At 68.2% G+C, this 25,433-nt stretch carries 23 protein-coding genes; 14 read left to right on the plus strand and 9 right to left on the minus strand.

Annotation, left to right across the window (positions count from 1 at the left end):
- The first annotated feature begins 2 nt into the window (after positions 1–2).
- Positions 3–1,370 carry a DUF1329 domain-containing protein gene (locus tag VQ067_RS05330; protein ID WP_003103009.1) on the plus strand — a complete coding sequence of 456 codons (1,368 nt, stop codon included), beginning with the start codon at positions 3–5 and terminating at the stop codon, positions 1,368–1,370.
- A 332-nt stretch (positions 1,371–1,702) separates the two neighbouring features.
- Positions 1,703–4,423, plus strand: a complete 2,721-nt coding sequence (locus VQ067_RS05335) for a LuxR C-terminal-related transcriptional regulator (protein WP_033991738.1) — start codon at positions 1,703–1,705, stop codon at positions 4,421–4,423.
- Positions 4,424–4,454: 31 nt separating this feature from the next.
- Here the strand turns inward: VQ067_RS05335 and copA1 are convergent, their stop codons facing one another.
- Positions 4,455–6,833, minus strand: a complete 2,379-nt coding sequence (gene copA1, locus VQ067_RS05340) for a copper-translocating P-type ATPase CopA1 (protein WP_023132483.1) — start codon at positions 6,831–6,833, stop codon at positions 4,455–4,457.
- A gap of 503 nt (positions 6,834–7,336) precedes the next feature.
- Between copA1 and VQ067_RS05345 the strand changes: the two genes are divergently transcribed.
- Positions 7,337–8,728 carry a PhoH family protein gene (locus VQ067_RS05345; protein WP_003093038.1) on the plus strand — a complete coding sequence of 464 codons (1,392 nt, stop codon included), beginning with the start codon at positions 7,337–7,339 and terminating at the stop codon, positions 8,726–8,728.
- Positions 8,729–8,844: 116 nt separating this feature from the next.
- Entirely contained in the window at positions 8,845–9,621 is a 777-nt protein-coding gene (locus VQ067_RS05350) for a CHAD domain-containing protein (RefSeq protein WP_033991333.1), read from the plus strand.
- A 9-nt stretch (positions 9,622–9,630) separates the two neighbouring features.
- Here the strand turns inward: VQ067_RS05350 and VQ067_RS05355 are convergent, their stop codons facing one another.
- Entirely contained in the window at positions 9,631–9,813 is a 183-nt protein-coding gene (locus tag VQ067_RS05355; protein ID WP_003159363.1) for a hypothetical protein, read from the minus strand.
- A 162-nt stretch (positions 9,814–9,975) separates the two neighbouring features.
- A complete protein-coding gene (locus VQ067_RS05360; RefSeq protein ID WP_003093032.1) occupies positions 9,976–10,404 on the minus strand; it encodes an arsenate reductase ArsC in 429 nt (142 codons plus the stop codon).
- A 217-nt stretch (positions 10,405–10,621) separates the two neighbouring features.
- Here VQ067_RS05360 and moaC point away from each other — a divergent pair, with 217 nt between their 5' ends.
- The 10 genes from moaC to VQ067_RS05410 all read left to right on the plus strand — a co-directional run bounded on the left by moaC (position 10,622) and on the right by VQ067_RS05410 (position 20,401).
- A complete protein-coding gene (gene moaC / locus VQ067_RS05365; RefSeq protein ID WP_003093030.1) occupies positions 10,622–11,104 on the plus strand; it encodes a cyclic pyranopterin monophosphate synthase MoaC in 483 nt (160 codons plus the stop codon).
- Entirely contained in the window at positions 11,101–11,352 is a 252-nt protein-coding gene (gene moaD, locus VQ067_RS05370) for a molybdopterin converting factor subunit 1 (RefSeq protein WP_003093027.1), read from the plus strand. Before moaC ends, moaD begins: the two co-directional genes overlap by 4 nt.
- A 4-nt stretch (positions 11,353–11,356) precedes the next feature.
- Positions 11,357–11,809: a molybdopterin synthase catalytic subunit MoaE gene (gene moaE / locus VQ067_RS05375; protein WP_003093025.1), complete on the plus strand. Its 453-nt coding sequence runs from the start codon at positions 11,357–11,359 to the stop codon at positions 11,807–11,809.
- A gap of 100 nt (positions 11,810–11,909) precedes the next feature.
- Positions 11,910–12,467, plus strand: a complete 558-nt coding sequence (gene moaB, locus VQ067_RS05380; RefSeq protein WP_015502392.1) for a molybdenum cofactor biosynthesis protein B — start codon at positions 11,910–11,912, stop codon at positions 12,465–12,467.
- Complete coding sequence (locus VQ067_RS05385; RefSeq protein ID WP_003114306.1) at positions 12,464–13,687, plus strand: molybdopterin molybdotransferase MoeA; 1,224 nt, start codon at positions 12,464–12,466, stop codon at positions 13,685–13,687. The genes moaB and VQ067_RS05385 overlap by 4 nt, the downstream gene beginning before the upstream one ends.
- A gap of 114 nt (positions 13,688–13,801) precedes the next feature.
- Positions 13,802–14,797, plus strand: coding sequence for a ubiquinone anaerobic biosynthesis protein UbiU (ubiU, locus tag VQ067_RS05390; RefSeq protein WP_031685393.1), 996 nt, complete (start codon positions 13,802–13,804; stop codon positions 14,795–14,797).
- Positions 14,798–14,808: 11 nt separating this feature from the next.
- Positions 14,809–15,699 carry a U32 family peptidase gene (locus VQ067_RS05395; RefSeq protein ID WP_003132621.1) on the plus strand — a complete coding sequence of 297 codons (891 nt, stop codon included), beginning with the start codon at positions 14,809–14,811 and terminating at the stop codon, positions 15,697–15,699.
- On the plus strand, positions 15,693–16,208 hold the full coding sequence (gene ubiT / locus VQ067_RS05400) for a ubiquinone anaerobic biosynthesis accessory factor UbiT (RefSeq protein WP_003137750.1): 516 nt from the start codon (positions 15,693–15,695) through the stop codon (positions 16,206–16,208). The genes VQ067_RS05395 and ubiT overlap by 7 nt, the downstream gene beginning before the upstream one ends.
- A 251-nt stretch (positions 16,209–16,459) precedes the next feature.
- Complete coding sequence (locus VQ067_RS05405; protein ID WP_021265235.1) at positions 16,460–18,022, plus strand: alkaline phosphatase D family protein; 1,563 nt, start codon at positions 16,460–16,462, stop codon at positions 18,020–18,022.
- 36 nt (positions 18,023–18,058) lie between these two features.
- Positions 18,059–20,401, plus strand: coding sequence for an endonuclease/exonuclease/phosphatase family protein (locus VQ067_RS05410; protein WP_034019494.1), 2,343 nt, complete (start codon positions 18,059–18,061; stop codon positions 20,399–20,401).
- A gap of 190 nt (positions 20,402–20,591) precedes the next feature.
- Here the strand turns inward: VQ067_RS05410 and tsiT are convergent, their stop codons facing one another.
- The 6 genes from tsiT to VQ067_RS05440 all read right to left on the minus strand — a co-directional run bounded on the left by tsiT (position 20,592) and on the right by VQ067_RS05440 (position 25,353).
- On the minus strand, positions 20,592–21,311 hold the full coding sequence (gene tsiT, locus VQ067_RS05415) for a type VI secretion system immunity protein TsiT (protein WP_033991328.1): 720 nt from the start codon (positions 21,309–21,311) through the stop codon (positions 20,592–20,594).
- A complete protein-coding gene (gene tseT / locus VQ067_RS05420) occupies positions 21,308–22,093 on the minus strand; it encodes a type VI secretion system effector protein TseT (RefSeq protein ID WP_003143063.1) in 786 nt (261 codons plus the stop codon). The genes tsiT and tseT overlap by 4 nt, the downstream gene beginning before the upstream one ends.
- The gene (locus VQ067_RS05425; RefSeq protein ID WP_022579765.1) at positions 22,090–22,473 is read right to left on the minus strand and encodes a hypothetical protein; all 384 of its coding nucleotides are present in this window, start codon (positions 22,471–22,473) and stop codon (positions 22,090–22,092) included. The genes tseT and VQ067_RS05425 overlap by 4 nt, the downstream gene beginning before the upstream one ends.
- On the minus strand, positions 22,466–22,993 hold the full coding sequence (locus VQ067_RS05430) for a DUF4123 domain-containing protein (protein ID WP_003110911.1): 528 nt from the start codon (positions 22,991–22,993) through the stop codon (positions 22,466–22,468). The genes VQ067_RS05425 and VQ067_RS05430 overlap by 8 nt, the downstream gene beginning before the upstream one ends.
- The gene (locus VQ067_RS05435; protein ID WP_003093006.1) at positions 22,990–23,385 is read right to left on the minus strand and encodes a PAAR domain-containing protein; all 396 of its coding nucleotides are present in this window, start codon (positions 23,383–23,385) and stop codon (positions 22,990–22,992) included. Before VQ067_RS05435 ends, VQ067_RS05430 begins: the two co-directional genes overlap by 4 nt.
- A 384-nt stretch (positions 23,386–23,769) precedes the next feature.
- Complete coding sequence (locus tag VQ067_RS05440; protein WP_003093004.1) at positions 23,770–25,353, minus strand: peptide chain release factor 3; 1,584 nt, start codon at positions 25,351–25,353, stop codon at positions 23,770–23,772.
- Positions 25,354–25,433: the final 80 nt, after the last annotated feature.

Raw genomic sequence — 25,433 nt, forward strand, 5'->3', positions numbered from 1 at the left:
GAATGAAAACAACGAAGATTCTTCTGCATACCGGTGTACTGGCCCTGAGCCTGCTGGCCACCCAGGTGATGGCGGCGGTATCCGCCGACGAGGCGGCCAAGCTCGGCACCAGCCTGACTCCGTTGGGGGCGGAGAAGGCCGGCAACGCCGACGGCAGCATCCCCGCCTGGGATGGCGGCCTGGCGACCAACGCCGGCAGCGTCGACAGCCGTGGCTTCCTCGCCAACCCCTATGCCAGCGAGCAACCGCTGTTCACCATCACCGCGCAGAACGTCGACCAGTACAAGGACAAGCTGACTCCCGGCCAACTGGCCATGTTCAAGCGCTACCCGGATACCTACAAGATCCCGGTATACAAGACCCACCGCAGCGCCACCGTCCCGGCGGCGGTGCAGGAGGCGGCCAAGCGCAACGCCACCACCACCAAGCTGGTGGAAGGCGGCAACGGCCTGGAGAACTTCGATACCGCCAACCCGTTCCCGATCCCGCAGAACGGCCTGGAGGTGATCTGGAACCACATCACCCGCTATCGCGGCGGCAGCGTCCGGCGCCTGGTGACCCAGGCCACTCCGCAGGTCAACGGCTCCTACCAGCTGGTCTACTTCCAGGATGCCTTCACCTTCCGTACCAACCTGAAGGACTACAACCCGAACAAGCCGAGCAACGTGCTGTTCTACTTCAAGCAGCGGGTCACCGCGCCCTCGCGCCTGGCCGGTAACGTGCTGCTGGTCCACGAGACCCTCAACCAGGTCAAGGAGCCGCGCCTGGCGTGGCTCTACAACGCCGGCCAGCGCCGCGTGCGGCGGGCTCCGCAGGTGTCCTACGACGGTCCCGGCACCGCCGCCGACGGCCTGCGCACCTCGGACAACTTCGACATGTACAACGGTGCGCCGGACCGCTACGACTGGAAGCTGGAAGGCAAGAAGGAAATCTACATTCCCTACAACAGCTACAAGCTCGACGATCCGAAGATCAAGTACAGCGAAATCGTCAAGGCCGGCCACATCAACCAGGACCTGACCCGCTACGAGCTGCACCGCGTCTGGCATGTGGTCGCGACCCTGAAGCCGGGCGAGCGGCACATCTACGCCAAGCGTGACTTCTACATCGACGAGGATACCTGGCAGGCCGCCGAGATCGACCATTACGACGGTCGCGGCACTCTGTGGCGCGTGGCCGAGGCGCATGCCGAGCAGTACTACGACAAGCAGGTGCCCTGGTACGCGGTGGAAACCCTCTACGACCTGCTCTCCGGCCGCTACCTGGCGCTGGGCATGAAGAACGAGGAGAAACAGGCCTACGACTTCAACTACAGCGCTTCGGAAAGCGACTACACCCCGGCGGCGCTGCGCCAGGAAGGGGTACGCTGAGAAACGGCGTTCCTAGCCACGAAGAAACCGGCCTTGTGCCGGTTTCTTCGTTTTCGCGGGCGGCGTGCCGCTCCGGCGGTCAATTCATTACAAAGTGTTTTCCCGCCTCGCCCGCGGATTCCGTCGTCGCCATCCTCCCGGCGGGCACCTGTGTGGCCGGGAAACGTTTGCCGCGCCTGGACCGCGCCGGGAAACCGGTCTTTCCTTGGTTATCGAGCTGAAGCGCCGGTGCGCTATTTCGTCCGAGCCGATGGATAGTGCTTCAAATAGCCATCACTTGTGGTTAGTCTCCGGAGCGTTCACGCCCCATACATAAACCAAGAAACCGGGTGATGACTGACTTCTCGCGTACCTTCTCGGGCACTCCATCCGCCGTCCTGCCGACGGCCAACCGCTTTTTCCGCCCCCCGCTGCCGTCGGCCCATGTGGCGCGCCCGCGTCTTTGCCGTCGACTGCGCGACGGACTGGACGGTCGCCTGCTGCTGATCGCTGCGCCCGCCGGATTCGGCAAGAGTTCCCTGGCCATCGAGTTCTGCGAAAGCCTCGACCCGCGCTGGCAGAGCCTCTGGCTGGGACTGAGCAGCCGCGAGAGCGATCCCGGACGTTTCCTCGAACGCCTGCTCGATGGCTTGCGACAGTACCACCCGACCCTGGGCGAAGAGGCCCTCGGCCTGCTGAAGATGCGCCAGCGCCACCAGCCGTTCGCCTTCGAGACCTGGCTCGACGACCTGCTCGACGAACTCGGCCCCTGCCTGGACCCGCAGCGTCCCCTGCTGCTGGTGCTGGACGACTACCACCTGGCCCAGGGCGCGGTGCTCGACCGCTGCCTGCAATTCCTCCTCAACCACCTGCCCGAAGGCCTGGTGCTGCTGGTCACCAGCCGGCAGCGGCCGGACTGGCACCTGGCGCGCCTGCGCCTGTCGCGGCAATTGCTCGAACTCAGCGAACAGGACCTGCGCCTGACCGCCGAGGAGAGCGGGGCGCTGATGGCCGCCAGCGGCCTCGAACTCGACGAGGACGCGCTGGACGCGCTGCTCGAGCGCAGCGAAGGCTGGGTCGCCGGGCTGCGCCTCTGGCTGCTGGCGCGCGGCGATCCAGAGGAGCAGGTCAGTCCCGGGGTACACGGCGCCGACGAGCTGATCCGCGACTACCTGCTGGAGGAGGTGATCGAGCGGCAGCCGCCCGAGGTCCAGGCGTTCCTCGCCCAGACCGCACGCTTCGAGCGCTTCTGCGCCGAACTCTGCGATACCGTGCGCGAGGCCGGCGACAGCGCGGCGATCCTCGACCACCTGCAGCAGCACCAGGTTTTCCTCGTGCCGCTGGACGAAAACGGCCAGTGGTTCCGCTACCACCACCTGTTCTCCGACCTGCTGCTGGCGCGTCCCTTGCCCGACTTCGGTCCGTCCGCCGGCTCCCTGCACCTGCGCGCCTGCGGCTGGTTCAGCCGCCATGGCCTGCTCGACCAGGCGGTGGAACAGGCGCTGCGCGCCGGCCAGCCGGACGTGGCGGCGAGCCTGGTGCAGAACCTGTCGGAAGAGCAACTGCTGGCGGAGCAGAACATCGCCACCCTGCTGCGCTGGAAGATGGACCTGCCGGACAGCCTCCTGGCGAGCACGCCGCGCCTGATCCTGCTGTACGGCTGGGCGCTGGCGCTGGCCTGCCAGCTGGATGCCGCGGAAGAGCTGGCCGGCCAACTGGCGCGTTTCCTGCCGGCGCCGGACGAGTCCGAGCAACGCGACCTGCTGGCCCAGTGGCAGGCCCTGAGCGGGGTGATCGCGCGCGGCCGCGGCGACATCGACAAGGCCGAGGCGCACTGCCGCGAGGCCTTGCAGGACCTCGCCGGGGAGCGCTACGGCACCCGCCTGCAATGCCTGTCGACGCTGAGCAACCTGGCGGTGACCCGTGGCGACTTCTGGCAGGCGCGCAACTACAACCGCGACGCCCTGGAGTTCGCCCAGCGCTACGGCAACCCGCTGTTCGAGGCACTGGTCCATTACGACCGCGCCCGCGTCCTCCAGGCGCGCGGCGAGGTGGCGCGCGCCGAGGAGGAGGTGCGCCAGGGCCTGGAACGCCTCCAGCACCTGCCGGCGCAACGCCGCTACGCGGTGCGCGGGCGGCTCCTGCTGTACCGCGGCTACCTGCGCAGCCTGGCGCTGCAGCCGGACGAAGCGCGCAAATGGATCAAGCAGGGAATCGAGGAAACCCGCAGCTGCCGGGATGTCAGCCTGGTGATCGGCTATTGCGTCCTGGCCAGCCTGGAAGGGCGCCTGGGCAACTACGCGGCGGCGTTCGCCCGGCTTGGCGACGTCGAGCGGCTGATGCATGCCTGGGATATCCCGCCGATCTACTACCTGGCGGCGATCACCCTGATCAAGTGCGAACTCTGGCTGGCCCAGGGCCAGACCGAACTGGCCGGCGTCTGGCTACAGCGCCTGGGCGGCACCTACGGCGGGCAGGCGGCCACGCCGCCGGAATGCAGTCCGCTGCTGCCGCTGCATGTGGAGTTGCTCCAGGCCGGCCTGGAGCGCCGCGAAGGACGCCCGGAGGAGGCCGCCCGGCGCCTGGATCGGCTGGCCCGCTCGACGCGGGAGAACGGCGCGTTGCTGCCGGCTCGCCTGGCCCTCGGCCAACTGGCCGCGCTGCACCTGGAGCAGGGCCGCGAGCGCGAGGCGCTGGCGACCCTGCAACAAGCCATGGAGGGCGCAGTCGGCGGAGCCTTGCTGCCGCTCCACGAATTGCTCGTGCAGCAGCCGGAATGGTTGCGCGAACAGTTGCAGCGCTTCCCTGCCTGTCCCGGCGCCCAGCGCATGCGCGCGCTGTTGCCGGAGCCGCCCGCCGAGCCCGCGGGCAGTGCGGGCGAGGTGCTCAGCGGGCGCGAACTGGCGGTGCTGGAGCTGATCGCCCAGGGGTTGTCCAACCAGGAGATCAGCGAGCGGCTGTTCATCTCGCTGCATACGGTGAAGAGCCACGCCCGCCATATCAACGACAAGCTCGGCGTCGAGCGCCGCACCCAGGCGGTGGCGCGGGCCAAGCACATGGGGTTGTTGCGCTAGGCGCGCCACCCCATGTGCCTGGCGTGCTGGCTCAGGGCTTCCAGCGTCGCAGGAGCAGGGCGTTGCCGACTACGCTGACGCTGGAGAAGGCCATCGCCGCGCCCGCCACCATCGGGTTGAGCAGGCCGAAGGCCGCCAGCGGGATGCCGATCACGTTGTAGATGAAGGCCCAGAACAGGTTCTGGCGGATCTTCGCGTAGGTCCGCCGCGAGATATCCAGCGCCGCCGGCACCAGGCGCGGGTCGCCGCGCATCAGGGTGATGCCGGCGGCGTGCATGGCCACGTCGGTGCCGCCACCCATGGCGATGCCGACGTCGGCGGCGGCCAGCGCCGGGGCGTCGTTGATGCCGTCGCCGACCATCGCCACCACTCGGCCCCGGCCTTTCAGCTCGGCGACCGTGGCGGCCTTGTCCGCCGGCAGCACTTCCGCGTGTACGTCGTCGATGCCCAGGGCCTTGGCCACCACCGCCGCGCTGCCGCGGTTGTCGCCGGTGATCAGGTGGCTGTGGATATCCCGTCCGCGCAGGGCCTCCACCGCTTCGGCGGCGCCGTCCTTGAGGCTGTCGCCGAAGGCGAACAGGCCGAGCACGCGTTTCTCTGGAGCCAGTTCCAGCAGCCAGGACAGGGTGCGGCCCTCGGCCTCCCAGTCCGCGGCGGCACTCGCCAGCGCGCCGGGCTTGAGTTCCTGTTCGTCGAGCAGGCGGCGGTTGCCCAGGGCCAGCCGGCGACCCTCGACCTCGCCCTGGATGCCGCGACCGCTGAGGGCCTGGCTGGCGTTCACCGGCGGAACCTCCAGGTCGCGCTCGGCGCAGCGCTCGAGCACGGCCTTGGCCAGCGGGTGCTCGCTGCCGCGTTGCAGGGCGCCGGCGAGCCTGAGCAGTTGCTCCTGATCGTCGCCGCCGAGGTGGATGATCTGCGGTCGCCCGGAGGTCAGGGTGCCGGTCTTGTCGAAGGCCACGCTGGTGACCGCATGGGCGACTTCCAGGGACTCGGCGTCCTTGATCAGGATGCCGTGGCGTGCGGCCACGCCGGTGCCGGCCATGATCGCGGTCGGGGTGGCCAGGCCGAGGGCGCAGGGGCAGGCGATCACCAGCACCGCCACGGCGTTCACCAGGGCCTGCTCCAGGCCGACCCCGGCGACCAGCCAGGCGCCGAGGGTGACCAGTGCGATGAGGATCACCACCGGGACGAAGACCTGGCTGACCTTGTCCACCAGCTTCTGGATCGGCGCCTTGGCGGCCTGGGCGTCTTCCACCAGGCGGATGATCTTCGCCAGCACCGTTTCCCCGCCGAGCGCGGTGGTGCGCAGGAGCAGGCGGCCTTCGCCGTTGATCGCGCCGCCGGTGACCTTGTCGCCGGGAGCCTTGGGCACCGGCAGGCTCTCGCCGGTGATCAGCGCCTCGTCGGCGTGGCTGCTGCCGTCGAGCACCTCGCCGTCCACCGGGAAGCGTTCGCCGGGACGCACCACCACCTCGTCGCCGAGGCGCAACTCGGCGATCGCCACCTCTTCCTCGCGACCGTCGCGCAGGCGCACCGCGCGCTCCGGGCGCAACGCCTCGAGGGCGCGGATGGCGCTGGCGGTCTGGCGCTTGGCGCGGCTTTCCAGGTACTTGCCGAGGAGGATCAGGGCGATCACCACGGTCGAGGCTTCGAAGTAGAGGTGCGGCATGTGGCCGGGCGGGGCGGTCAGCCAGAGGTAGACGCTGAGGCCGTAGCCGGCGCTGGTGCCGAGGGCGACCAGCAGGTCCATGTTGCCGGCACCGGCTTTCACCGCGCGCCAGGCGGAGACATAGAAGCGCGCGCCGATGACGAACTGCACCGGGGTCGCCAGGAGGAACTGCGCCCACGGCGGCAGCATCCAGTGCAGGCCGGCCCATTCCACCAGCATCGGCAGCACCAGCGGCAACGCCAGCAACAGCGCGGCGATCACCCACCAGCGTTCGCGGCGCAGGCGGCGCTCGGCATCGTCCTGGCGTGGTTGCCCCGCGTCGAGCAGGCGGGCCTTGTAGCCGGCCTGTTCCACCGCCTGCAGCAAGGCCTGGCTGTCCACGGCGCCGAGCAGGTCGAGGTGGGCGCGCTCGCTGGCCAGGTTGACGCTGACCTCGCGTACGCCGGGCACCTTCTTCAGCGCCCGCTCGACCCGGCCGACGCAACTGGCGCAGGTCATGCCCTCGATGGACAGTTCCAGGCTGCGCGCCGGAACCTGGTAGCCGGCCTGCTCGACCGCCGCCACCAGGGCCGGCAGGCTGTCCGCCGGGGCCTGTACGCGGGCCTGCTCGCTGGCCAGGTTGACCGAGGCGGCCGCGACCCCGGGCACTTTCTTCAGGGCTCGTTCGACACGGCCGGCGCAGGACGCGCAAGTCATGCCGCTGACCGGCAGATCGAGCTCGGTTAGCGTGGCGCTGTTCATGAGTCCTCCTTGGAATGGACAGAAGTGGCACCGCAGACGCCCTGGGAGGCGCCGGTGAGATCTGTCGCCAGGTTCAGCCTTGACATCGTGTCAAGGTCAAGCCCCGGATTCATACAGGAAGGCGGCGCAGGGCGCAGTGGCGGCTTTATGTCGCAGGGGCAGGGGGGAGGGGGAATGGCGCTGGAAAACCGTTGCGGCACGGAAAAGCGCAGGGTTTTCACAGGGGTGGGACCGATAACACTAGACCTCGCGAAGGGCTGCGCCAAGGTATTTCGTCGCTTGCGGAAAAAAAACCTGCTGATGACGAAAAGTACTTTTTACCGTCATATTTTTTGCGGTATTTGTGGAACCGTAGACCGCCGAACCCTGCAGCACAGGTGGCGGCCCCGGCCCTCACCTCTGCTGTCAGGCTCTCCCCACCGGAAGAGAGAAGGCGGCTCGCCCCCCGGCGGAGCGCCGACCCGGCATTCCGTCGCCAGGCCCTTAGCAGAAGGTGATCGCGTATGGATGACCACGGACGTTCCCGCCCCACCCAGCCCACCCTGTACGTCCTCGATACCAATGTCCTGATCCACGATCCGAATGCCCTGTTGAACTTCCAGGAACACCGCGTCGCGATCCCGATGACGGTGCTCGAAGAGCTGGACAAGCTGAAGACCGGAAAGCACACCATCGCCGCCGAGTGCCGCCAGGCCATCCGCCTGATCGACCAGGTACTCGGCGAGGCCACGCCCGAGCAGGTCGAGGGAGGGGTACCGATCCAGCGTGGCAAGAACGGCCCCAGCGGCAGCCTGTCGATCCTCATGAGCAAGCGTGCCGAGCCCATCACCTGGCTGCCGGAGCACCTCAACGACAACAAGATCATCAACCAGTTGGTCGAGCTGAAGAGCCGCCACAGCGGCGTACGCGTGGTGCTGGTGACCAAGGACATCAACATGCGCCTGAAGGCGCGCGCCTGCGGGGTGGACGCGGAGGACTACCACACCGACCAGCTGATCGACGACGTGGCCCTGCTGTCGCGCGGCTACCATTCCCTCGCCGGCTCTTTCTGGGACCGCGTGAGCAAGGTCGAGACCCGCCAGGACCACGGCCGTACCTGGCATCGCGTGCAGCTCACCGACAACCTGCCGGCGGTGCACATCAACGAGTTCATCGTCGACGAACAGGGCTTCGTCGGCTGGATCAAGGGCATCCAGCAGGACGAGCTGACCATCCTCGACCTGCACCAGGAGCCGCTCCTGCACCAGGAAGCCTGGGGCCTGCGGCCACGCGACGTGTACCAGTCGCTGGCGCTGTACGCGCTGCTCGACCCGGACATCCACCTGGTCAACCTGTCCGGTGCCGCCGGTTCCGGCAAGACCATCCTGGCGCTCGCCGCGGCCATCGAGCAGACCATGGTCAGCAAGCGCTACCGGCGCATCATCGCCACCCGCAGCGTGCAGGGCCTGGACGAGGACATCGGCTTCCTGCCCGGCACCGAGGCGGAAAAGATGGAGCCCTGGCTCGGCGCCATCACCGACAACCTCGAAGCGCTGCACATGGACGACGAATGCACCCACGGCAGCGTCGACTACATCCTCAGCAAGGTGCCGTTGCAGTTCAAGTCGCTGAACTACATCCGCGGTCGCAGCTTCCAGCAGAGCCTGATTCTCATCGACGAATGCCAGAACCTCACGCCGCACCAGATGAAGACCATCATCACCCGCGCCGGCAGCGGTTCGAAGGTGATCTGCCTGGGCAACCTGGCGCAGATCGACACGCCCTACCTGTCCGCCACCAGCTCCGGCCTGACCTACCTCACCGAACGCTTCAAGGACTTCCCCCACGGCGTGCACGTGACCCTGCAAGGGGTGCCGCGCTCGGTGCTGGCGGAGTACGCCGAGGCGCATATGTAACCACGCGGCGTCGCAGGCGTTGCGCTGCGCCCGGCCTCGAGCCGGGCGCAGCGGCTGGCGTTCACGGATCTGCAACATGTCCTAGACTTCGGGCCCCAGTTCCGGGAGTCCGCCGTATGGCTTTCGCCGCATCCGTGATTCGCACCGTTTCCGGCCTCGAAGTCGAGGTCATGCATGCCTATGCCAGGATCGTCGAGGGCACCGACCCGGAAGCGCTGCACGATCTGCGCGTCGCCGCCAGGCGCCTGCGCAGCCTGTTGAAACCGTTGCGCCTGGGGGCTCTGGCCGAGGACCTGGATCGCGCGGCGAAAGCCCTCGGGCAGGCCACCAATCCGATCCGCGACATGGAAGTGATGGCGGCCGAGCTGGAGCGCCATGGCCTGCTGATTCCGGCTTCGCTGCGCAGGCAGGCGGTGCTCCGCTGGTATCGGCAGGCAGGGAGCAGTCCACAGATCAAGGATTTGCTGGACGCGCTGGACGCCTGGCCGGACGGTGTCCGGCGGGCGATGACGGAAGGTCGCCTCGACGATCTCGAGGCGGAGGCGAGCAAGCGAATCAGGCACCAGTTGCGCAAGCTGCTGGCGGCGCTCGACGATCCCGGACACGATCTTCACGACATCCGCCTGTTGGTGAAGCGCGCACGTTATTCGCAGGAGGCCTACCCGGACCTCTGCCCCCTGCCGGGAAAGGTGCTCGACACGCTGAAAACGCTACAGACCATGCTGGGGGATTGGCACGACCACCAGCAATGGTGCCTCAGGGCCGATGAGCAGGCCGACCTGCGCCCCCTGAGCGCGGAATGGCGCAGGTCCGAGGCCGCCGCCCTGGACCGGGCCGACGAATCCGTTCGGCGCCTTGCCAGGTTGCTGGGGAAAGCCATCGGCCGCACCTGAGCGGGTCGGCTACCTGGCCTGGCGGATTATCCGGGGCTTGGGCGAACCGGGCAGCGCGTGGGGGGCTTCGATCCGCTCGCGCAGTTTGCGCAGATATTCCCGACCTTCCCGTTCGGTATGGAAGGGGATGCGATAGGCGCCGACCTGGACGATCCATCCGCCCTTGGTCGAAGGGGGCATTCGCAGTTGCATGGGGCACCTCCCTGTGGGCCCTGTCCAGCGCTCCCGGCGCGGTATAGGTATTGACCAACGCTAGTCGAGCTTTCTCGACGTCGTCATCAAACCTTCATCTACCTGTCAGGACTGGCAGGTCGCCGGGAGGCACGGCGACTGGGGCGTCGCTGGTGGCGCGGCTCAGGAGCGTTCCCCATGGGGGCGGTTCTTCACTGCCAGGAACAGCCGGACCCGGTCGTTCAGCTCCTGCAGGACATGGCTGAATCCTTCCAGGCCTTCCTGGAGGGTCGGGTCGCTGCAGCTCCAGGCGAGGGTCTGGGCGGAGTGCGGCAACTGTGCGAGTTCGTCGGTGTCTTTGTCGCAGAGGTCGATGAGATAGTCGAAGGACTCCCCGGCGAAGGTCTCCAGCGGCTTGCTACTCAACCCTTGGGTCGGGATGCCGGCGTGTTCGAGCACGCTCAGGGTGCGCGGGTCGACGCCAGCGGGGCGCACGCCGGCGCTGAACGCGGCGAAATGTTCGCCGTCGGTGTGCCGCAGGATGGCCTCGGCGATCAGGGAGCGGGCGTCATTGGCGATACAGACGAAGAGTACGCGCAGTCGGTCCGTCATCTTTCCGTTCTCCGGAGCGGGAAGCCTGTTGCGATCTTAGTCCGATCGTCACGGACCGGCAGGGCTGTCAGGAAAATTTCACCGGGTGGTCATTCGCCAACGAGGGCATACCTCTTTCTGTATACAATCATTCCCCTTCAGAATCCGGCCAAACCATCCCCGCTCGCGTCCCAGGGCTTACAATGACTGGCCAGTACCTTCCATCAGGAGCACCCACGTGCTGACCCATCTCGATTCCCAGGGCCGCGCCAACATGGTCGACGTCACGGAAAAGGCCGTGACCTCCCGTGAAGCCACGGCCGAGGCCGTGGTGCGCATGCGCCCGGAAACCCTGCAACTGATCCAGGACGGCGGCCATCCCAAGGGCGACGTCTTCGCCGTGGCGCGGATCGCCGGCATCCAGGCGGCCAAGCGCACCCACGAACTGATCCCGCTGTGCCATCCGCTGCTGCTCACCAGCGTCAAGCTCGAACTGCAGGCCGAGGCGCCGGACGCCGTGCGCATCCGCGCGCGTTGCCGGCTGGCCGGGCAGACCGGCGTGGAGATGGAGGCGCTCACCGCCGCCAGCGTCGCGGCCCTGACCATCTACGACATGTGCAAGGCGGTGGACCGCGGGATGGTCATCGAGCAGGTCCAGTTGCTGGAGAAGCTCGGCGGCAAGAGCGGCCACTACCGCAAAGAGGAGGAAGGGCAGGCATGATCCGCGTGCAGTATTTCGCCCGTTACCGCGAAGCCCTCGGCATCGACGGCGAGCAGTTGAACTGGGACGCCGGGCTGGCGACCCTCGGCGCCTTGCGCCAGCTCCTGGTGGAGCGCGGCGGGGCCTGGGAGCGTACCCTCGGCGAGCAGAACCTGATGTGCGCGCGCAATCAGGAACTGTGCGGCCTCGACGAGCCGTTGCAGGACGGCGACGAAGTCGCCTTCTTCCCCACCGTCACCGGAGGTTGAACCCATGGCCATCCGCGTCCAGCAGGCCGCTTTCGATCCGGGGCAGGAGCTTAACGCCCTGCATGCGCAGAACGTCGGCATCGGCGCGGTGGTCGGCTTCGTCGGCTACGTGCGCGACTTCAACGACGGTCGCGAGGTCGGCGGGATGTTCCTCGAACATTATCCGGGCATGACCGAGAAGGCCCTCGGCAAGATCGCCGCCGAGGCCGGGCAGCGCTGGCCGCTGCTGCGCCTGGAGATCCTCCACCGCATCGGCCGCCTGGAGCCGGGCGAGCCGATCGTCTTCGTCGGTTGCGCCAGCGCCCACCGGCAGGCGGCGTTCGACGCCTGCAACTTCGTCATGGACTACCTGAAGACCCGCGCGCCGTTCTGGAAGAAGGAAGACACCGCCGAAGGCCCGCGCTGGGTCGAAGGCCGCTGCAGCGACCAGGCCGCCGCGCAGCGCTGGGAGGAGTGACGTCTACCTCCTCGCGCCGCCGGCTTACCTCTTCGGAGGAATAGCCAGCCGGGGGCCCGCGGTTCAGGCTGAGGCATCGCCCGTTCCTAGGACCCCTTCCATGAGCCACCTGGCCACCTCCACCTTCCAGCCGCTGAACATCGCCATCCTCACCGTCAGCGACACCCGTACCCTGGAAACCGATACTTCCGGCCAGACCCTCGCCGACGCGCTGCTGGCCGCCGGTCATCGCCTGCACCAGCGGAGCCTGAAGTCCGATGACATCTACCAGATCCGCGCGGTGGTCTCGGCCTGGATCGCCGACCCCGAGGTACAGGTCGGCCTGATCACCGGCGGCACCGGTTTCACCGCGCGGGACAACACCCCGCAGGCGGTCGGGCCGCTGTTCGAGCGCGAGGTCGAGGGCTTCGGCGAACTGTTCCGGCAGGTCTCGCAGCGCGAGATCGGCACTTCCACCATCCAGTCGCGGGCGCTGGCCGGGCTCAGCAACGGTACCCTGGTGTGCTGCCTGCCCGGCTCGCCGGGCGCCTGTCGCACCGCCTGGAACGAGATTCTCCTGGCGCAACTGGACAGCCGCACCCGCCCGTGCAATTTCGTCCCGCACCTGAAGACCCCGCCAGCCGTGGCGCCGGTGGCCGGCTGCGGGTGCCGCTCGTGAGCGCTTGCGCCTGCGATGGCGGCCAACTGCGCCCGCTCGACGAGGCGCTGGCCGAACTGCTGGCGCGCGCGCCGCGCCCGCCAGCCTGCGAGAGCCTGGCCCTGGAGCGGGCGCTGGGACGAGTGCTCGGCGAGGACCTGCTGGCGCCGATGGACCTGCCGCATTGGGACAACAGTGCGATGGACGGCTACGCCTTGTGCTCCGCCGACCTGCCGCGCAGCGGCGGCAGCCTGACGGTCGGCGCGCGGATCGCCGCCGGCGACACCCGCGGCATGAGCCTGCCGCTGGGCCAGGCGGCGCGGATCTTCACCGGCGCGCCGCTGCCGACCGGCGCCGACTGCGTGGTGCCGCAGGAACTCTGCGTGGTCGACGGCGAGCGCGTGCAGTTGCCGCCGGTGAGCGCCGGCCAGCATGTGCGCCGGCGCGGCGAGGAGTTGCGCCGCGGCGCGCCGGTGCTGCGTGCCGGACAGCGCTTGCGCCCGCAGGAACTCGGCCTGCTGGCGAGTCTCGGCGTCGCCACGGTCTCGGTGCGTCGGCGCTTGCGCATCGGCCTGCTGAGCAGCGGCGACGAATTGCGCGAGCCCGGCCAGACACTGTTGGCCGGGCAGATCTACAACGCCAACCGTTACTGCATCGGCGCCTTGCTGCGCGGTCTCGGCTTCGAGGTGCACGACGAGGAAGTGCTCGCCGACGAACTGGTGGCCAGCCGCGATGCGCTCAGCCTGGCGGCCTCCGAATGGGACGCGCTGGTCACCAGCGGCGGTGTCTCGGTAGGCGAGGAAGACCACCTCAAGCGCGCCATCGCCGAGCTTGGCGAGGTCAACCTGTGGCGCCTGGCGATCCAGCCGGGCAAGCCGTTCGCCTTCGGCTCCGTGGCCGGCAAGCCCTGGCTGGGGCTGCCCGGCAACCCTGCGGCGGCGCTGGTCACCGCATTGCTGGTGGCGCGTCCGTTCCTGCTTCGCCAGCAGGGACTGTTCGACGTAGTGCCGCGGCCGCTGGCGCTGCCGGCGGCCTTCGACTGGCCGCAACCGCGGGCGCGTCGCCAGTACCTGCGGGCGCGGCTCGATGAACGGGGGCGGGTGGAAATCCACCCGCAGCAGGGCTCGGCGATGCTGCTTGCCGCCAGTTGGGCGGACGGGCTGGCGGTGATCGAGCGCGGCGCCACCCTGGGCGTGGGTGATGCGATCGACTTTCTGCCGTTCTCCGCACTGATGGCCTGAGGCCTTCTTGATCCCGGTCAAGCGCCGACCGGGAGCGTCTTTCTAGAGTGTGGCGCCTGTGCCCCGGGGTTGCCCACTGCCGCGGAGCGCGTTTTTCGCCAGAGGAGCAACCCCATGCAACTGGTCTGTCCGGCGGGCAGCCTGCCCGCCTTGAAGTCGGCCCTGCGACAGGGCGCCGACGCCATCTACGTCGGTTTCCGCGACGACACCAACGCCCGCCATTTCGCCGGCCTCAACCTTGACGAACGCCAGTTGCAGGAAGGCCTGCGGCGAGTCCACGAGGCCGGGCGGCAGCTCTACGTAGCGGTCAACACCTATTCCAGCGCGCAGGGCTGGGAGCGCTGGCAGCGCGCGGTGGACCAGGCCGCCGACCTCGGCGTCGATGCGTTGATCGCCGCCGACGTGGCAGTGCTCGGCTACGCCGCGAAGCGTTATCCGCGGCTCAACCTGCATCTGTCGGTGCAGGGCTCGGCAACCAATGCCGCGGCCCTGGCCCTCTATCACGAACGCTATGGCATCCGTCGCGCGGTCCTGCCCCGCGTGCTATCGCTGGCGCAGGTACGCCAGGTGGCGGCCGGCAGCCCGGTGCCGGTGGAGGTGTTCGCCTTCGGCAGCCTGTGCATCATGGCCGAGGGCCGCTGCCACCTGTCCTCCTACGTCACCGGCGAGTCGCCGAACCTCTGCGGCGTCTGTTCGCCGGCCAGGGCGGTGCGCTGGAGCGAGGAACCGGAGGGATTGACCTCGCGCCTCAACGAAGTGCTCATCGACCGCTACGCCGCCGGCGAGGCGGCCGGCTACCCGACCCTCTGCAAGGGCCGTTTCCTGGTCAATGGCCAGCGCTTCCATGCGCTGGAGGAACCGACCAGCCTGAACACCCTGGACCTGGTCCCGCAACTGGCGGAAATCGGCGTGGCGGCGGTGAAGATCGAAGGCCGCCAGCGCAGCCCGGCCTACGTCGAGCAGGTCACCCGGGTCTGGCGCCAGGCGCTGGACAGCTACGCCAGCGCGCCGGGCGCCTATAGCGTGCAGCCGCAATGGCAGCGCGCGCTGGCCGGACTTTCCGAAGGGCACCAGACCACCCTGGGCGCCTATCACCGTTCCTGGCAGTGAGGACCGCCGCGATGAAACTGAGCCTGGGACCGCTGCTGTTCTACTGGGACAAGCGGCAGATATTCGATTTCTACGCCGAGATGGCCGGCCAGCCGCTCGACGTCATCTACCTCGGCGAGACCGTCTGCGCCAAGCGCCGGGCGCTGTCCCTGAACGATTGGCAGGCGCTGGCCCGCGAGCTGGCGCAGGCGACCCGTGCCGAGCTGGTGCTCTCCGGGCTGGCGCTGATCGAGGCCGCTTCGGAGCTGTCCAGCCTGCGCCGGCTATGCGAGAACGGCGAACTCCGGGTCGAGGCCAACGACATGGCCGCCGTCTATTACCTCAGCCAGCGCGGCGTGCCCTTTGTCGGCGGTCCGGCGCTGAACCTCTACAACGGTCATGCCCTGGCCGAACTGTATTCCTGGGGCATGCGCCGCTGGATTCCGCCGGTGGAAGTCTCCGGCAAGCTGCTGCGCGGGGTGCTCGACCAGGCTGCGCAGCTGGGCCTGGAGCAATTGCAGACCGAGGTTTTCGCCTACGGTCACCTGCCGCTGGCCTACTCGGCGCGCTGCTTCACCGCGCGGGCGGAGAACCGGCCCAAGGACGACTGCCAGTTCTGCTGCCAGCAGTATCCCGAAGGTATCCCGCTGCTCAGCCAGGAGGGCGAGGCGCTGTTCACCCTCAACGGCATCCAGACCATGTCCGGCAAGGTCAGCAACCTGCTGGCCGACTACCGCTCGCTGGAACATAGCGGCGCCGACCTGCTACGCCTGAGCCCTCGGGCGCAGGGCATGGCCGAGGTGATCGCGGCCTTCGACCGGGTACGCCAGGGTGCCGCTCCGCCGCTCGCCGTGGAAGGCTGCAACGGCTACTGGCACGGCCGGCCGGGGATGCTGCGGGCAGAGGAGGCGGGGCTATGCTGAACCGCCAACGCCTGCTCCTCGGCGTCGCCGGACGCCTGTTGCCGCTGGCGGCGAAGGTTCCGCGCGGGCTCCAGCACCTGGTCCTGCAACGGGTCGCCAACCGGCTGTTCGCCCAGCCGCTGGAGGAGGGCGCCTTCGACCTGCTGGAAGGTCGCTGGCTGCGCCTGGAAGTCAGGGACCTCGGCGTCGGCTGGTGCGTCACCCGGGTACCCGGCGGCCTGCGCCTGGTCGAACGGCCACGGGCCAGCGTGACCATCCGCGGCGACTGGCGCGACTTCCTGCTGCTGGCCAGCCGGCATGAGGACCCGGATACCCTGTTCTTCCGCCGCCGCCTGGTGATCGAGGGCGACACCGAGCTGGGCCTGGCGGTCAAGAACCTCCTCGACAGCCTCGATCCGGAGCACCTGCCGCCCTGGTTGTGGAGCGCCGTGGAACGGGCCGGGCGGGCCGTGCAGGAGGAGCGCGGCGAGGCGCCCCAGGGGCCGGTCCAGGGGGCGCGGGGCGGCTGAGGTCGGTGGAAAGGGGCGTATAGCGACGCCAATGTCGCTGGGCGCGCCCCTCCGATTGGGTGTATTCCCTGAAGCCTGAAACTCACTGAGGCTCTTTTCAGCGAGGCAACGCCCGGTTCGTTGCCGCATGGGCGGCGCGGAGCGAATGGGCGTTTCCCCTGACCAAACGGATAGCCTGTCTGTCCCCGTAACGCCCCTGTCAACTTGCCCCGGTAAACCGGACCTTCGTGAAGCCTGCGGAGAACTCCGGTATGAGTGGGATGGACCTCAAGCGCCGCCGCGTCGTGCAAGGCCTGGGCGCTGGACTGCTGTTGCCGGCGCTGGGCGCGCCGGCGGTGATCGCCTCGCCCAGGGCGCGGCCGAAGCTGACCGATGGCGTGCAATCCGGCGATGTGCAGGGCGACCGCGCGCTGGTCTGGAGCCGCACCGACCGCCCGGCGCGGATGATCGTCGAATGGGACACCCGTAGCGTCTTCAGCGAGCCGCGCCGGCTGGTCTCGCCGGTCACCGACGAGCGCCTCGACTACACCGCGCGCATCGACCTGCGTGGCCTGCCAGCCGACCAGTCGATCTTCTACCGGGTGCGCTTCGAGGATGCCCGCGACGGCAGCCTGAGCAAGCCCTGGTTCGGCCACCTGCGCAGTGCGCCGAGCGAGACGCGCAATATCCGTTTCGTCTGGAGCGGCGACACCTGCGGGCAAGGTTTCGGGATCAATCCGGATATCGGCGGCATGCGTATCTACGAAGCCATGCGCCGGCGCCAGCCGGATTTCTTCCTGCACAGCGGCGATACCATCTATGCCGATGGGCCGATCCCCGAACGCATCGAGACCGAGAGCGGGCGCATCTGGCGCAACCGGGTGACCGAGGCCAAGAGCAAGGTCGCCGAGACCCTCGACGAGTTCCGCGGCAACTACCGCTACAACCTGCTCGACGACAACCTGCGCCGCTTCAACGCCGAGGTGCCGCAGATCTGGCAATGGGACGACCACGAGACCACCAACAACTGGTCCTCCAGCAAGCAGCTCGACGAGCGCTACCAGGTGAAGGACATCGACGTGCTGGCGGCCCGCGCGCGCCAGGCGTTCCTCGAATACGCGCCGCTGCGCTTCCAGCGCCAGGGGCGCGACGGGCGGATCTACCGCAAGGTCGCCTACGGCCCTTTGCTCGACGTGTTCGTCCTCGACATGCGCAGCTACCGCGGCGGCAACAGCGCCAACCTGCAGGCGCGGCGCAGCGCCGCCACCGATTTCCTCGGCCGTGAACAGTTGCAATGGCTCAAGCGCGAGTTGCGCGGTTCGCGCGCGCAGTGGAAGGTGATCGCCGCCGACATGCCGATCGGCCTCTGCGTGCCCGATGGCAAGGACGCCCAGGGGCGCGACCGCTGGGAGGCCATCGCCAATGGCAACGACGGTGCCGCCCTCGGCCGCGAGCTGGAGATCGCCGACCTGCTGCGCTTCGTCCAGCGCGCCGGGGTGCGCAACACCGTCTGGCTGACCGCCGACGTGCATTACTGCGCAGCCCACCACTACAGCCCGGAGCGCGCCGCGTTCAAGGACTTCGCGCCGTTCTGGGAGTTCGTCGCCGGGCCTCTCAATGCCGGTAGTTTCGGACCCAACGCGCTGGATGGCACGTTCGGCCCGCAGGTGATGTTCCAGAAGGCCCCGCTGGTCCAGAACAGTTCCCCCTTCGCCGGCTACCAGTTCTTCGGCGAGGTGGAGATCGATGCGCAAAGCCGCGCGCTCACCGTCACCCTGCGCGACCTCGACGGCGAGCCGGTGTTTTCCCAGGAACTGCAGCCCGACGGCGCCTGAGCCGCGGCTACCCCATTCCGATAAAGGAGTATCCCGATGCACCCCTTGCGTAACGCCGCCCTGCTGGGCGGCCTGGCCCTGCTGGGGCTGCCGGTGGCCAACGCCGCCGAGCTGATCATCTCCGAGTATGTCGAAGGCAGCGGCAACAACAAGGCGCTGGAGTTCTACAACAGCGGCAGCCAAGTCCTCGACCTCTCCGCCTACCGCGTCGAGTTCTATTTCAACGGCGCCAGCGCGGCGGGCCGCAGCATCGACCTGAGCGGCAGCCTGGCGCCGGGCAAGACCTTCGTCCTTGCCAACGGCGTGGCCGACCCGGCGTTGCTGGCGCTGGCCAGCCAGCGGGTGGAAGGCAACTGGTTCAATGGCAACGACGCGGTGCTGCTGCGCCGGCGCAGCGGCGAGATCCTCGACAGCCTCGGCCAGGTCGGCTTCAACCCCGGCACGACCTGGGGCAGCGGCGATGTGCAGACCCTCGACCGGAGCCTGGTGCGCAAGGCCGACATCCGCGACGGCGACAGCGATCCCAGCGACGCCTTCGACCCGGCGGCGCAATGGCTGGGCTACCCGCGCGACACCTTCGCCAACCTCGGCCAGCATGGCGCTGGTGAGCCCGGCGGCGGCGAGGAGGCCGGCCTGCGACCGATCCACGAGGTGCAGGGCGCCGGCGCTGAAAGTCCGCTGGTGAACCAGCGGGTCGCCATCGAGGGCGTGGTGGTCGGCGACTTCCAGAACGCCAGCGAGCTGAAGGGCTTCTACGTGCAGCAGGAAGATGCCACGGTGGACGGCGACCCGGCGACCTCCGAAGGCATCTTCGTCTACGACGGCGGCAACGGCAGCGACGTCAAGCTCGGCGACCGCGTCCGGGTGACCGGCCAGGTCCGCGAGTTCAACGGCCTCACCGAGCTGGTCGGGCCACTGCAGGTCAGCGTCCTGGCGAGCGGCGTGGCCTTGCCGACGCCGGCCGGCATCAGCCTGCCGCTGGCCAGCGCCGATGCGCTGGAGCGCTACGAAGGCATGCGCGTGCAGCTCCGCCAGACGCTGACCGTCAACGAGGTCTACAACCTCGGCCGCTACGGCGAGGTCCTGCTGTCCTCCGGCGGCCGCCAGATGACTCCGACCAACGTGGTGGCTCCCGGCGAACAGGCCAAGGCCATGCAGGCGCGCAACGACCTCGACCGGATTCTCCTCGACGACGGCCGCAGCGGGCAGAACCCCGACCCGATCCGCTACCCGGCGCCGGAACTGAGCGCCTACAACAGCCTGCGCGTCGGCGATCGCACCAGCGCCATCGACGGCGTGCTCGACTACTCGGCCGGCAGCTACCGTATCCAGCCGTTGCAGACGCCGACCTTCGAGGCGGCCAATCCGCGTCCGGCCCAGCCGGCGGTGGAAGGGCGCCTGCGGGTGGCCAGCTTCAACGTGCTCAACTACTTCAACGGCGATGGCAAGGGCGGCGGTTTCCCCACCTCGCGCGGAGCCAACACGGCCGAGGAGTTCCAGCGGCAGAAAGCGAAGATCGTCGCGGCGATCCTCGCCTCGAAGGCGGACATCGTCGGCCTGATGGAGATCGAGAACGACGGCTACGGCGAGTTCAGCGCCATCGCCGACCTGGTCAACGGCCTCAACGCCAGCCTGCCTCAGGGCCAGCGCTATGCCTTCGTCAACCCGAACCGGGCGAAGCTGGGCAGCGACGAGATTGCCGTGGGGCTGATCTATCGCGGCGACAAGGTCCGCACCTATCGATCCGCGGCGGTGCTCGACAGTTCGGTGAACCCGGAGTTCGACGACACCCGTAACCGTCCGACCCTGGCCCAGACCTTCCAGGAGATCAATGGCGGCGAACGCCTGACCATCGCGGTGAACCACCTGAAGTCGAAGGGCTCGGCCTGCGACAGCGACCCGGACACCGGCGACGGCCAGGGCAACTGCAACCTGACCCGGGCGCGCGCCGCCCAGGCCCTGGTGGACTGGCTGGCGGGCGATCCGACGGGCGCCAAGGAACCTGACCGCCTGATCATCGGCGACCTCAATTCCTATGCCAAGGAAGACCCGGTGAACGTCATCCGCGGCGCCGGCTACACCGACCTGGTGGCGCGTCAGGCGGGCGCAGGAAAGGGCTACTCCTACGTGTTCTCCGGGCAGTCCGGCTACCTCGACCACGCCCTCGCCAACGCCAGCCTGGCGCGCCAGGTACGCGGCGCAGTGGAGTGGCACATCAACGCCGACGAGCCCCGGGTGCTGGACTACAACGTCGAGTTCAAGACCCCTCGGCAGCAGGACAGCCTGTACAACGCCGAGCCGTACCGGGCCTCCGACCACGACCCGGTGGTGATCGGTATCGACCTGCGCCGGGTGGCGATGAAGAAGCACCGCAGGTAGGCAGCGGATAGCGCCCGTGGCGTTGGTCGCCATGCAGAAAGGCCACCCTCGGGTGGCCTTTCTGCATGGCACGTGGGCCTGTAGGGCGAATAACCGCTTGCGGTTATCCGCCGTTGCGGCGGATGCCGGCGGATAACGCCGGTGGCGTATTCGCCCTACGGAACGCAGGCGGCTTTTGCTTCGTACGTCGTCAACCGCGCAGCGGCGGCAGGTAGCCCAGTTCCATCAGCTTGATGTCCGCTTCGCCGACGCGCTCGAAATGTTCGCGACGGGTTTCGTCCATCGGTTCGCGGCCGTTCAGCAGCAGGGTGCCACGGCCGGGAATGTCGACCAGCTCCGTAGCCGCCGGGAAGTCCGTGGCCCTTAGCGGATGCGGGCAGAAGCCGATCCAGCCGATGCTGCGGCGGTCCGGGAAGGTCCGCTGGTGTACGAAATACGTATGCGGAGCGAGCATGCCCCAGGTCGTTTCGGGCCAGATTTTCAGCGCCGCGAGGAAGATCGCGACGAAGGAGGAAGCCGGTGCGTCGGACACCTGCAGCAGGCTGCCGGCATCTTCCAACTGGAGCCTGGTCGAGACGGCCCTGCCGCTGGCCTCGTAGTCCAGCGACAACCCGCCCTTGAACGGATCCTCCTCGCCGTTCCATAGCACCAGTTCCACCGCCCGGGTGCGCCGGTCACGCGACAGGGCCTTGGCGAGATCCTGGCGGTGCTCGGTGACGTTGTGGCTGAGGGCGTCGCGCAGGGAGTCGCCGCACAGGTACCAGTTCTCCAGCACCGGATGGAGGGGCGCGAGGGCATCGAGGAAGCGCTCTATCCGTTGCAGGTGCTGGTCGTCGTCCAGTTCGAGGAGCCGTGCCGGATCGAAGTACAGCTCGAATATGTAGCGCCTGAAAGCCTTGGCGTCCGTCATGCGCAATACCCCGGGTTCTCTTCGCAAAACCTTTTCATCTCTTCCTGTTCCTTCGCGCGGGTTTCCTGGTAGTCGTCGTGCTCGTCCGTTCCCGGCATCGGATTCCAGAATGCCTTCAGGTTGGCCAGTCCCATGCGCAGGTACTCCGCGGCGCAGTACTCGTAGACGATCCGCTGCAGGAAGTGCCATTCGACGAACACCGGCGGGGTCGGTCGGGCCTTGTCGCTGTGGACCTCGGCCTTCTGCAGCAGGTCCGACTTCACCTTGGCCCGCGCCCAGGGCCTGGGCACGCCGAGCAGCGGGACGAACAGGAAGGCGTAGTTGGCCTTCGCCTCCAGCAGGGTGCAGCGCGGCTCGTCGAAGCCGTCCCACCAGGTGCCGCTCCAGAACCATTCGTGGGGAAACGGGAAATTGGTCACCCACTGCTGGTAGCGCGCGGACAGGTCCGACATGCTGTGGCCCTTGCCGTTATTGGCGATGGCCATTTCGCCCTGGGACGGCGGGCACTCCACGCAGTCCTTGTCGCGGCCCTGGCTCTTGCTGCAATCGCGCTCGGCTTCCCGGGTCCGGTCGCGGCTCAGCGTGCCGGTCTCGGTCCTGGGCAGGGTCTGCGGAACCGGCATCGGACGCGGTACCGGCCTGGGCAGCGCGCCGGGGGCCGGTCGCGGCAGCGGGCGCGGCGCCGGCATCGGCAAGTGCGGCCGGGGCGGCGCGGGTAGCTCGAAGGGCAGCCGCGGGCCCATGCGGGGCAGCGGTCGGAAAAGCGCGCCTATGCCGCTCATGCCGGTCTCCCCGAGGTTTCGTACGCGCGCCATTTCTGGCTGGCCAGGCGAAACTCGACGATCCGTTCGTAGTCCTGGAAGCGTTGTTCCGGGCTGTCCGCCAGCGGCCGGCGCATGTGTGCGAGAAACGCCGGCGTGTCCTGGAAAGCGGGGAAGGCCAGGCCGTGCAGAAGAAAGCGTTCGATCGTCCCGGGCTCTTCGATACCCAGTTCCAGCGCCGTCGTGCGCAGCTCGCCGAGTTGCCGGATGGCGGGCAGCAGGCCGCGTCGTTCGAGCCAGGCGGGAGCCTCCCGGCGTACCTCCAGCAGGACCCGCTCGATGACTTCGTCGTCGCGGACCCGTTGCAGGCGATCCAGTTGGCCGGCATCCAGTTCAAGCATCGGCGGTCCGCTCCGTTTCCCGGTCATAGACGAGATAGCCGCCCTGCAGGGGCTGCCAGACCTGCCAACGCTCCAGCGGCGCCATCACTTGCGTCCATTGCCGCGCGGTCATGACCTGTTCCAGCGCCCGGCGCACTTCCGGGCTGTAGTAGCGCAACAGCGCCCGGCGGCCGTCGGGCATGCGGGTGAAGAGCAGCCCGGCGAAGTGTTTCGCGAGGTTTTCGAAGGACGCCCGGCTCCACAGCCAGGAGGCCATGGGCGAGCGGCGGTCCCAGTCGCGCAGCCAGCCGAGGAACTCGCCCGATGACGAAAGCGGGGCGCTGTCCATGAATTCGATCAGGACCGGCCCGGCATGGGCGATTTCGTCCAGCTCGCTCCCGGCCAGCAGCCAGCGCGAGCTGATTTCCCCCGCGGCCTTTTCCAGGCGGGTGTCCAGGGTCAGGTAGCGGGCGCCGTCCGCCAGGGCGAACAGGCGGCTGTCCGGCGTAGGCGCCGCGAGCGCCGGCTGGAGCCGGCTCACGGTGCGCCGCCGAGGCTTTCCAGGGGCACCAGGGCCTGGTTGCGGCGTGCCGCCAGCAGCAGGCATTGCAGGCACAGCTTCGGTGGGGCGAGGGCGAGAGCGGGTGCGCCGCCGCCGCTGTTGCCGATCAGCACCGTGCCCGCGCCGCCGACCACCAGGTTGCCGTGGGTGCCGACGCTACCTACCACGGTGGCGGGCTTGCCGTTGATCAGTACGTTGGCGATGACGTTGGCGCTGAGGGTGGCGCCGCAGGCGGTGGCGTCGCCCTGGCGGGCGGCGGACCGATGGTCGAAGAAGACGTCGGGCGAGCCGCCGACGATCGGGTTGCTGCCGTGGCCCGGCAGCGGACACGCGGTCGGATCGCCCAGGCGCGCAGCGGGTTTGCCGCTCATGCTCAAGTCCCTATGAGATAAACCCTGGCACTCTGCCGTGCCACTCGGGGGCGGACAACCTATCTGAACTGCTCAGGAGGCACCTTCGGAAACGGCTTGGGCAACCGCGTCCTTGCCTGGTTGCGCTTGAAGGGATTTCCTACCTGGAAGTCTCGTCACCCGCCTGCGAAAGGCGCAGGCGTACGGAGCGATGGCGCGATGGGGAGGGGAGCCTGGGAGGAGGGAAGGAGGCGTTTCGCGCAGCGTCGCGTTCGCTTTGCCTGCGCAGGGGCTGTCCGCCGATACCGCGCTGGAGCGACGGATAGCCGCGATAGGGTTATCCGCCCTGCGCCGAGACCGCCGCGGGAGGAGACAGGGAGGCTGTTCCTGGCTCCTCCCGTGCGATCAGTGATGCTCGCGCGTCGCGCGGAAGCGGATGTCCGGCCAGCGTTCTTCCATCAGGCTGAGGTTGACGCGGGTCGGCGCCAGGTAGGTGAGGTGCCCGCCGCCGTCCACGGAGAGGTTCTCGAAGGCCTTGTCCTTGAACTCCTTGAGCTTCTTCTCGTCGTCGCACTCGATCCAGCGTGCCGACCAGACGTTGATCGCCTCGTAGGCGCACTCGACCTTGTATTCCTCCTTCAGGCGGCTGGCGACCACGTCGAACTGCAGCACGCCCACCGCACCGAGGATGATGTCGTTGTTGCGCTCGGGGAAGAACACCTGGGTCGCACCTTCCTCGGCCAGTTCCTGCAGGCCCTGGCGCAACTGCTTGGACTTCAGCGGGTCTTTCAGGCGCACGCGGCGGAACAGTTCCGGGGCGAAGTGCGGGATGCCGGTGAAACCGAAGTTCTCGCCTTCGCTGAAGGTGTCGCCGATCTGGATGGTGCCGTGGTTGTGCAGGCCGATGATGTCGCCGGCATAGGCCTCTTCCAGCTGCTCGCGCTCGGAGGAGAAGAAGGTCAGCGCGTCGGCGATCTTCACGTCCTTGCCCAGGCGCACGTGGCGCATCTTCATGCCTTTCTCGTACTTGCCCGAGCAGATGCGCATGAAGGCGATGCGGTCGCGGTGCTTGGGATCCATGTTCGCCTGGATCTTGAACACGAAGCCGGAGAACTTCTCCTCGGTCGGCTCCACGCTGCGTTCGTGGGTGGCGCGCGACAGCGGCTGCGGCGCCCAGTCGACGATGCAGTCGAGGACCTGGTCGACGCCGAAGTTGCCCAGCGCGGTGCCGAAGAACACCGGGGTCATCTCGCCCTTGAGGAAGGCGTCCTTGTCGAATTCGTGGCAGGCGCCCTGCACCAGCTCCAGCTCCTCGACGAAATTGTCGTAGAGATCGCCGAGGTGGGCGCGGGCTTCGTCGGAGTCGAGCTTTTCGATGACCTTGGTCTCGATGCGCTCGTGGCCGTGGCCCGGGACGTAGACGATGATCCTGTCGTCGGCCAGGTGGTAGACGCCCTTGAAGTCCTTGTAGCAGCCGATCGGCCAGGTGATCGGCGCGGCCTTGATCTTCAGCACCGCCTCGATCTCGTCGAGCAGTTCGATGGGGTCGCGGATGTCGCGGTCGAGCTTGTTGATGAAGCTGACGATGGGTGTGTCGCGCAGCCGGCAGACTTCCATCAGGGCGATGGTCCGCGGTTCGACGCCCTTGCCGCCGTCGAGCACCATCAGCGCCGAGTCCACCGCGGTCAGGGTGCGGTAGGTGTCTTCGGAGAAGTCTTCGTGGCCGGGGGTGTCGAGCAGGTTGATCATGTGCTCGCGGTAGGGGAACTGCATCACCGAGGTGGTGATGGAGATGCCGCGCTGCTTTTCCATCTCCATCCAGTCAGACGTGGCGTGGCGGTCGGACTTGCGCGACTTCACGGTACCGGCGACGGCGATCGCCTTGCCCATCAGCAGGAGCTTCTCGGTGATGGTGGTCTTACCGGCGTCGGGGTGGGAAATGATCGCGAAGGTACGGCGCTTCGCGACTTCGGCGGCCTGAGTGGTCATGGATGCGTGCCTGCTGGAATCCGTTGGCGTGGGCGCGGGACGGCCCGGAAAAACGCGGGATTATAGCGGTAAAACGCGGC

It is taken from the genome of Pseudomonas sp. KBN12P06040, assembly GCF_037574965.1.
In the GTDB taxonomy this organism is placed as follows: domain Bacteria; phylum Pseudomonadota; class Gammaproteobacteria; order Pseudomonadales; family Pseudomonadaceae; genus Pseudomonas; species Pseudomonas aeruginosa.

Coding starts and splice junctions, on each gene's coding strand:
- VQ067_RS05395 (WP_003132621.1), top strand. CDS start 14,809: ATGAAACTGAGCCTGGGACCGCTGCTGTTCTACTGGGACAAGCGGCAG.
- ubiU (WP_031685393.1), top strand. CDS start 13,802: ATGCAACTGGTCTGTCCGGCGGGCAGCCTGCCCGCCTTGAAGTCGGCC.
- VQ067_RS05335 (WP_033991738.1), top strand. CDS start 1,703: ATGACTGACTTCTCGCGTACCTTCTCGGGCACTCCATCCGCCGTCCTG.
- VQ067_RS05440 (WP_003093004.1), bottom strand. CDS start 25,353: ATGACCACTCAGGCCGCCGAAGTCGCGAAGCGCCGTACCTTCGCGATC.
- copA1 (WP_023132483.1), bottom strand. CDS start 6,833: ATGAACAGCGCCACGCTAACCGAGCTCGATCTGCCGGTCAGCGGCATG.
- VQ067_RS05360 (WP_003093032.1), bottom strand. CDS start 10,404: ATGACGGACCGACTGCGCGTACTCTTCGTCTGTATCGCCAATGACGCC.
- VQ067_RS05425 (WP_022579765.1), bottom strand. CDS start 22,473: ATGCTTGAACTGGATGCCGGCCAACTGGATCGCCTGCAACGGGTCCGC.
- VQ067_RS05405 (WP_021265235.1), top strand. CDS start 16,460: ATGAGTGGGATGGACCTCAAGCGCCGCCGCGTCGTGCAAGGCCTGGGC.
- VQ067_RS05355 (WP_003159363.1), bottom strand. CDS start 9,813: ATGCAACTGCGAATGCCCCCTTCGACCAAGGGCGGATGGATCGTCCAG.
- moaE (WP_003093025.1), top strand. CDS start 11,357: ATGGCCATCCGCGTCCAGCAGGCCGCTTTCGATCCGGGGCAGGAGCTT.
- VQ067_RS05350 (WP_033991333.1), top strand. CDS start 8,845: ATGGCTTTCGCCGCATCCGTGATTCGCACCGTTTCCGGCCTCGAAGTC.
- moaB (WP_015502392.1), top strand. CDS start 11,910: ATGAGCCACCTGGCCACCTCCACCTTCCAGCCGCTGAACATCGCCATC.
- VQ067_RS05435 (WP_003093006.1), bottom strand. CDS start 23,385: ATGAGCGGCAAACCCGCTGCGCGCCTGGGCGATCCGACCGCGTGTCCG.
- tseT (WP_003143063.1), bottom strand. CDS start 22,093: ATGAGCGGCATAGGCGCGCTTTTCCGACCGCTGCCCCGCATGGGCCCG.
- VQ067_RS05330 (WP_003103009.1), top strand. CDS start 3: ATGAAAACAACGAAGATTCTTCTGCATACCGGTGTACTGGCCCTGAGC.
- tsiT (WP_033991328.1), bottom strand. CDS start 21,311: ATGACGGACGCCAAGGCTTTCAGGCGCTACATATTCGAGCTGTACTTC.
- VQ067_RS05345 (WP_003093038.1), top strand. CDS start 7,337: ATGGATGACCACGGACGTTCCCGCCCCACCCAGCCCACCCTGTACGTC.
- ubiT (WP_003137750.1), top strand. CDS start 15,693: ATGCTGAACCGCCAACGCCTGCTCCTCGGCGTCGCCGGACGCCTGTTG.
- VQ067_RS05410 (WP_034019494.1), top strand. CDS start 18,059: ATGCACCCCTTGCGTAACGCCGCCCTGCTGGGCGGCCTGGCCCTGCTG.
- moaD (WP_003093027.1), top strand. CDS start 11,101: ATGATCCGCGTGCAGTATTTCGCCCGTTACCGCGAAGCCCTCGGCATC.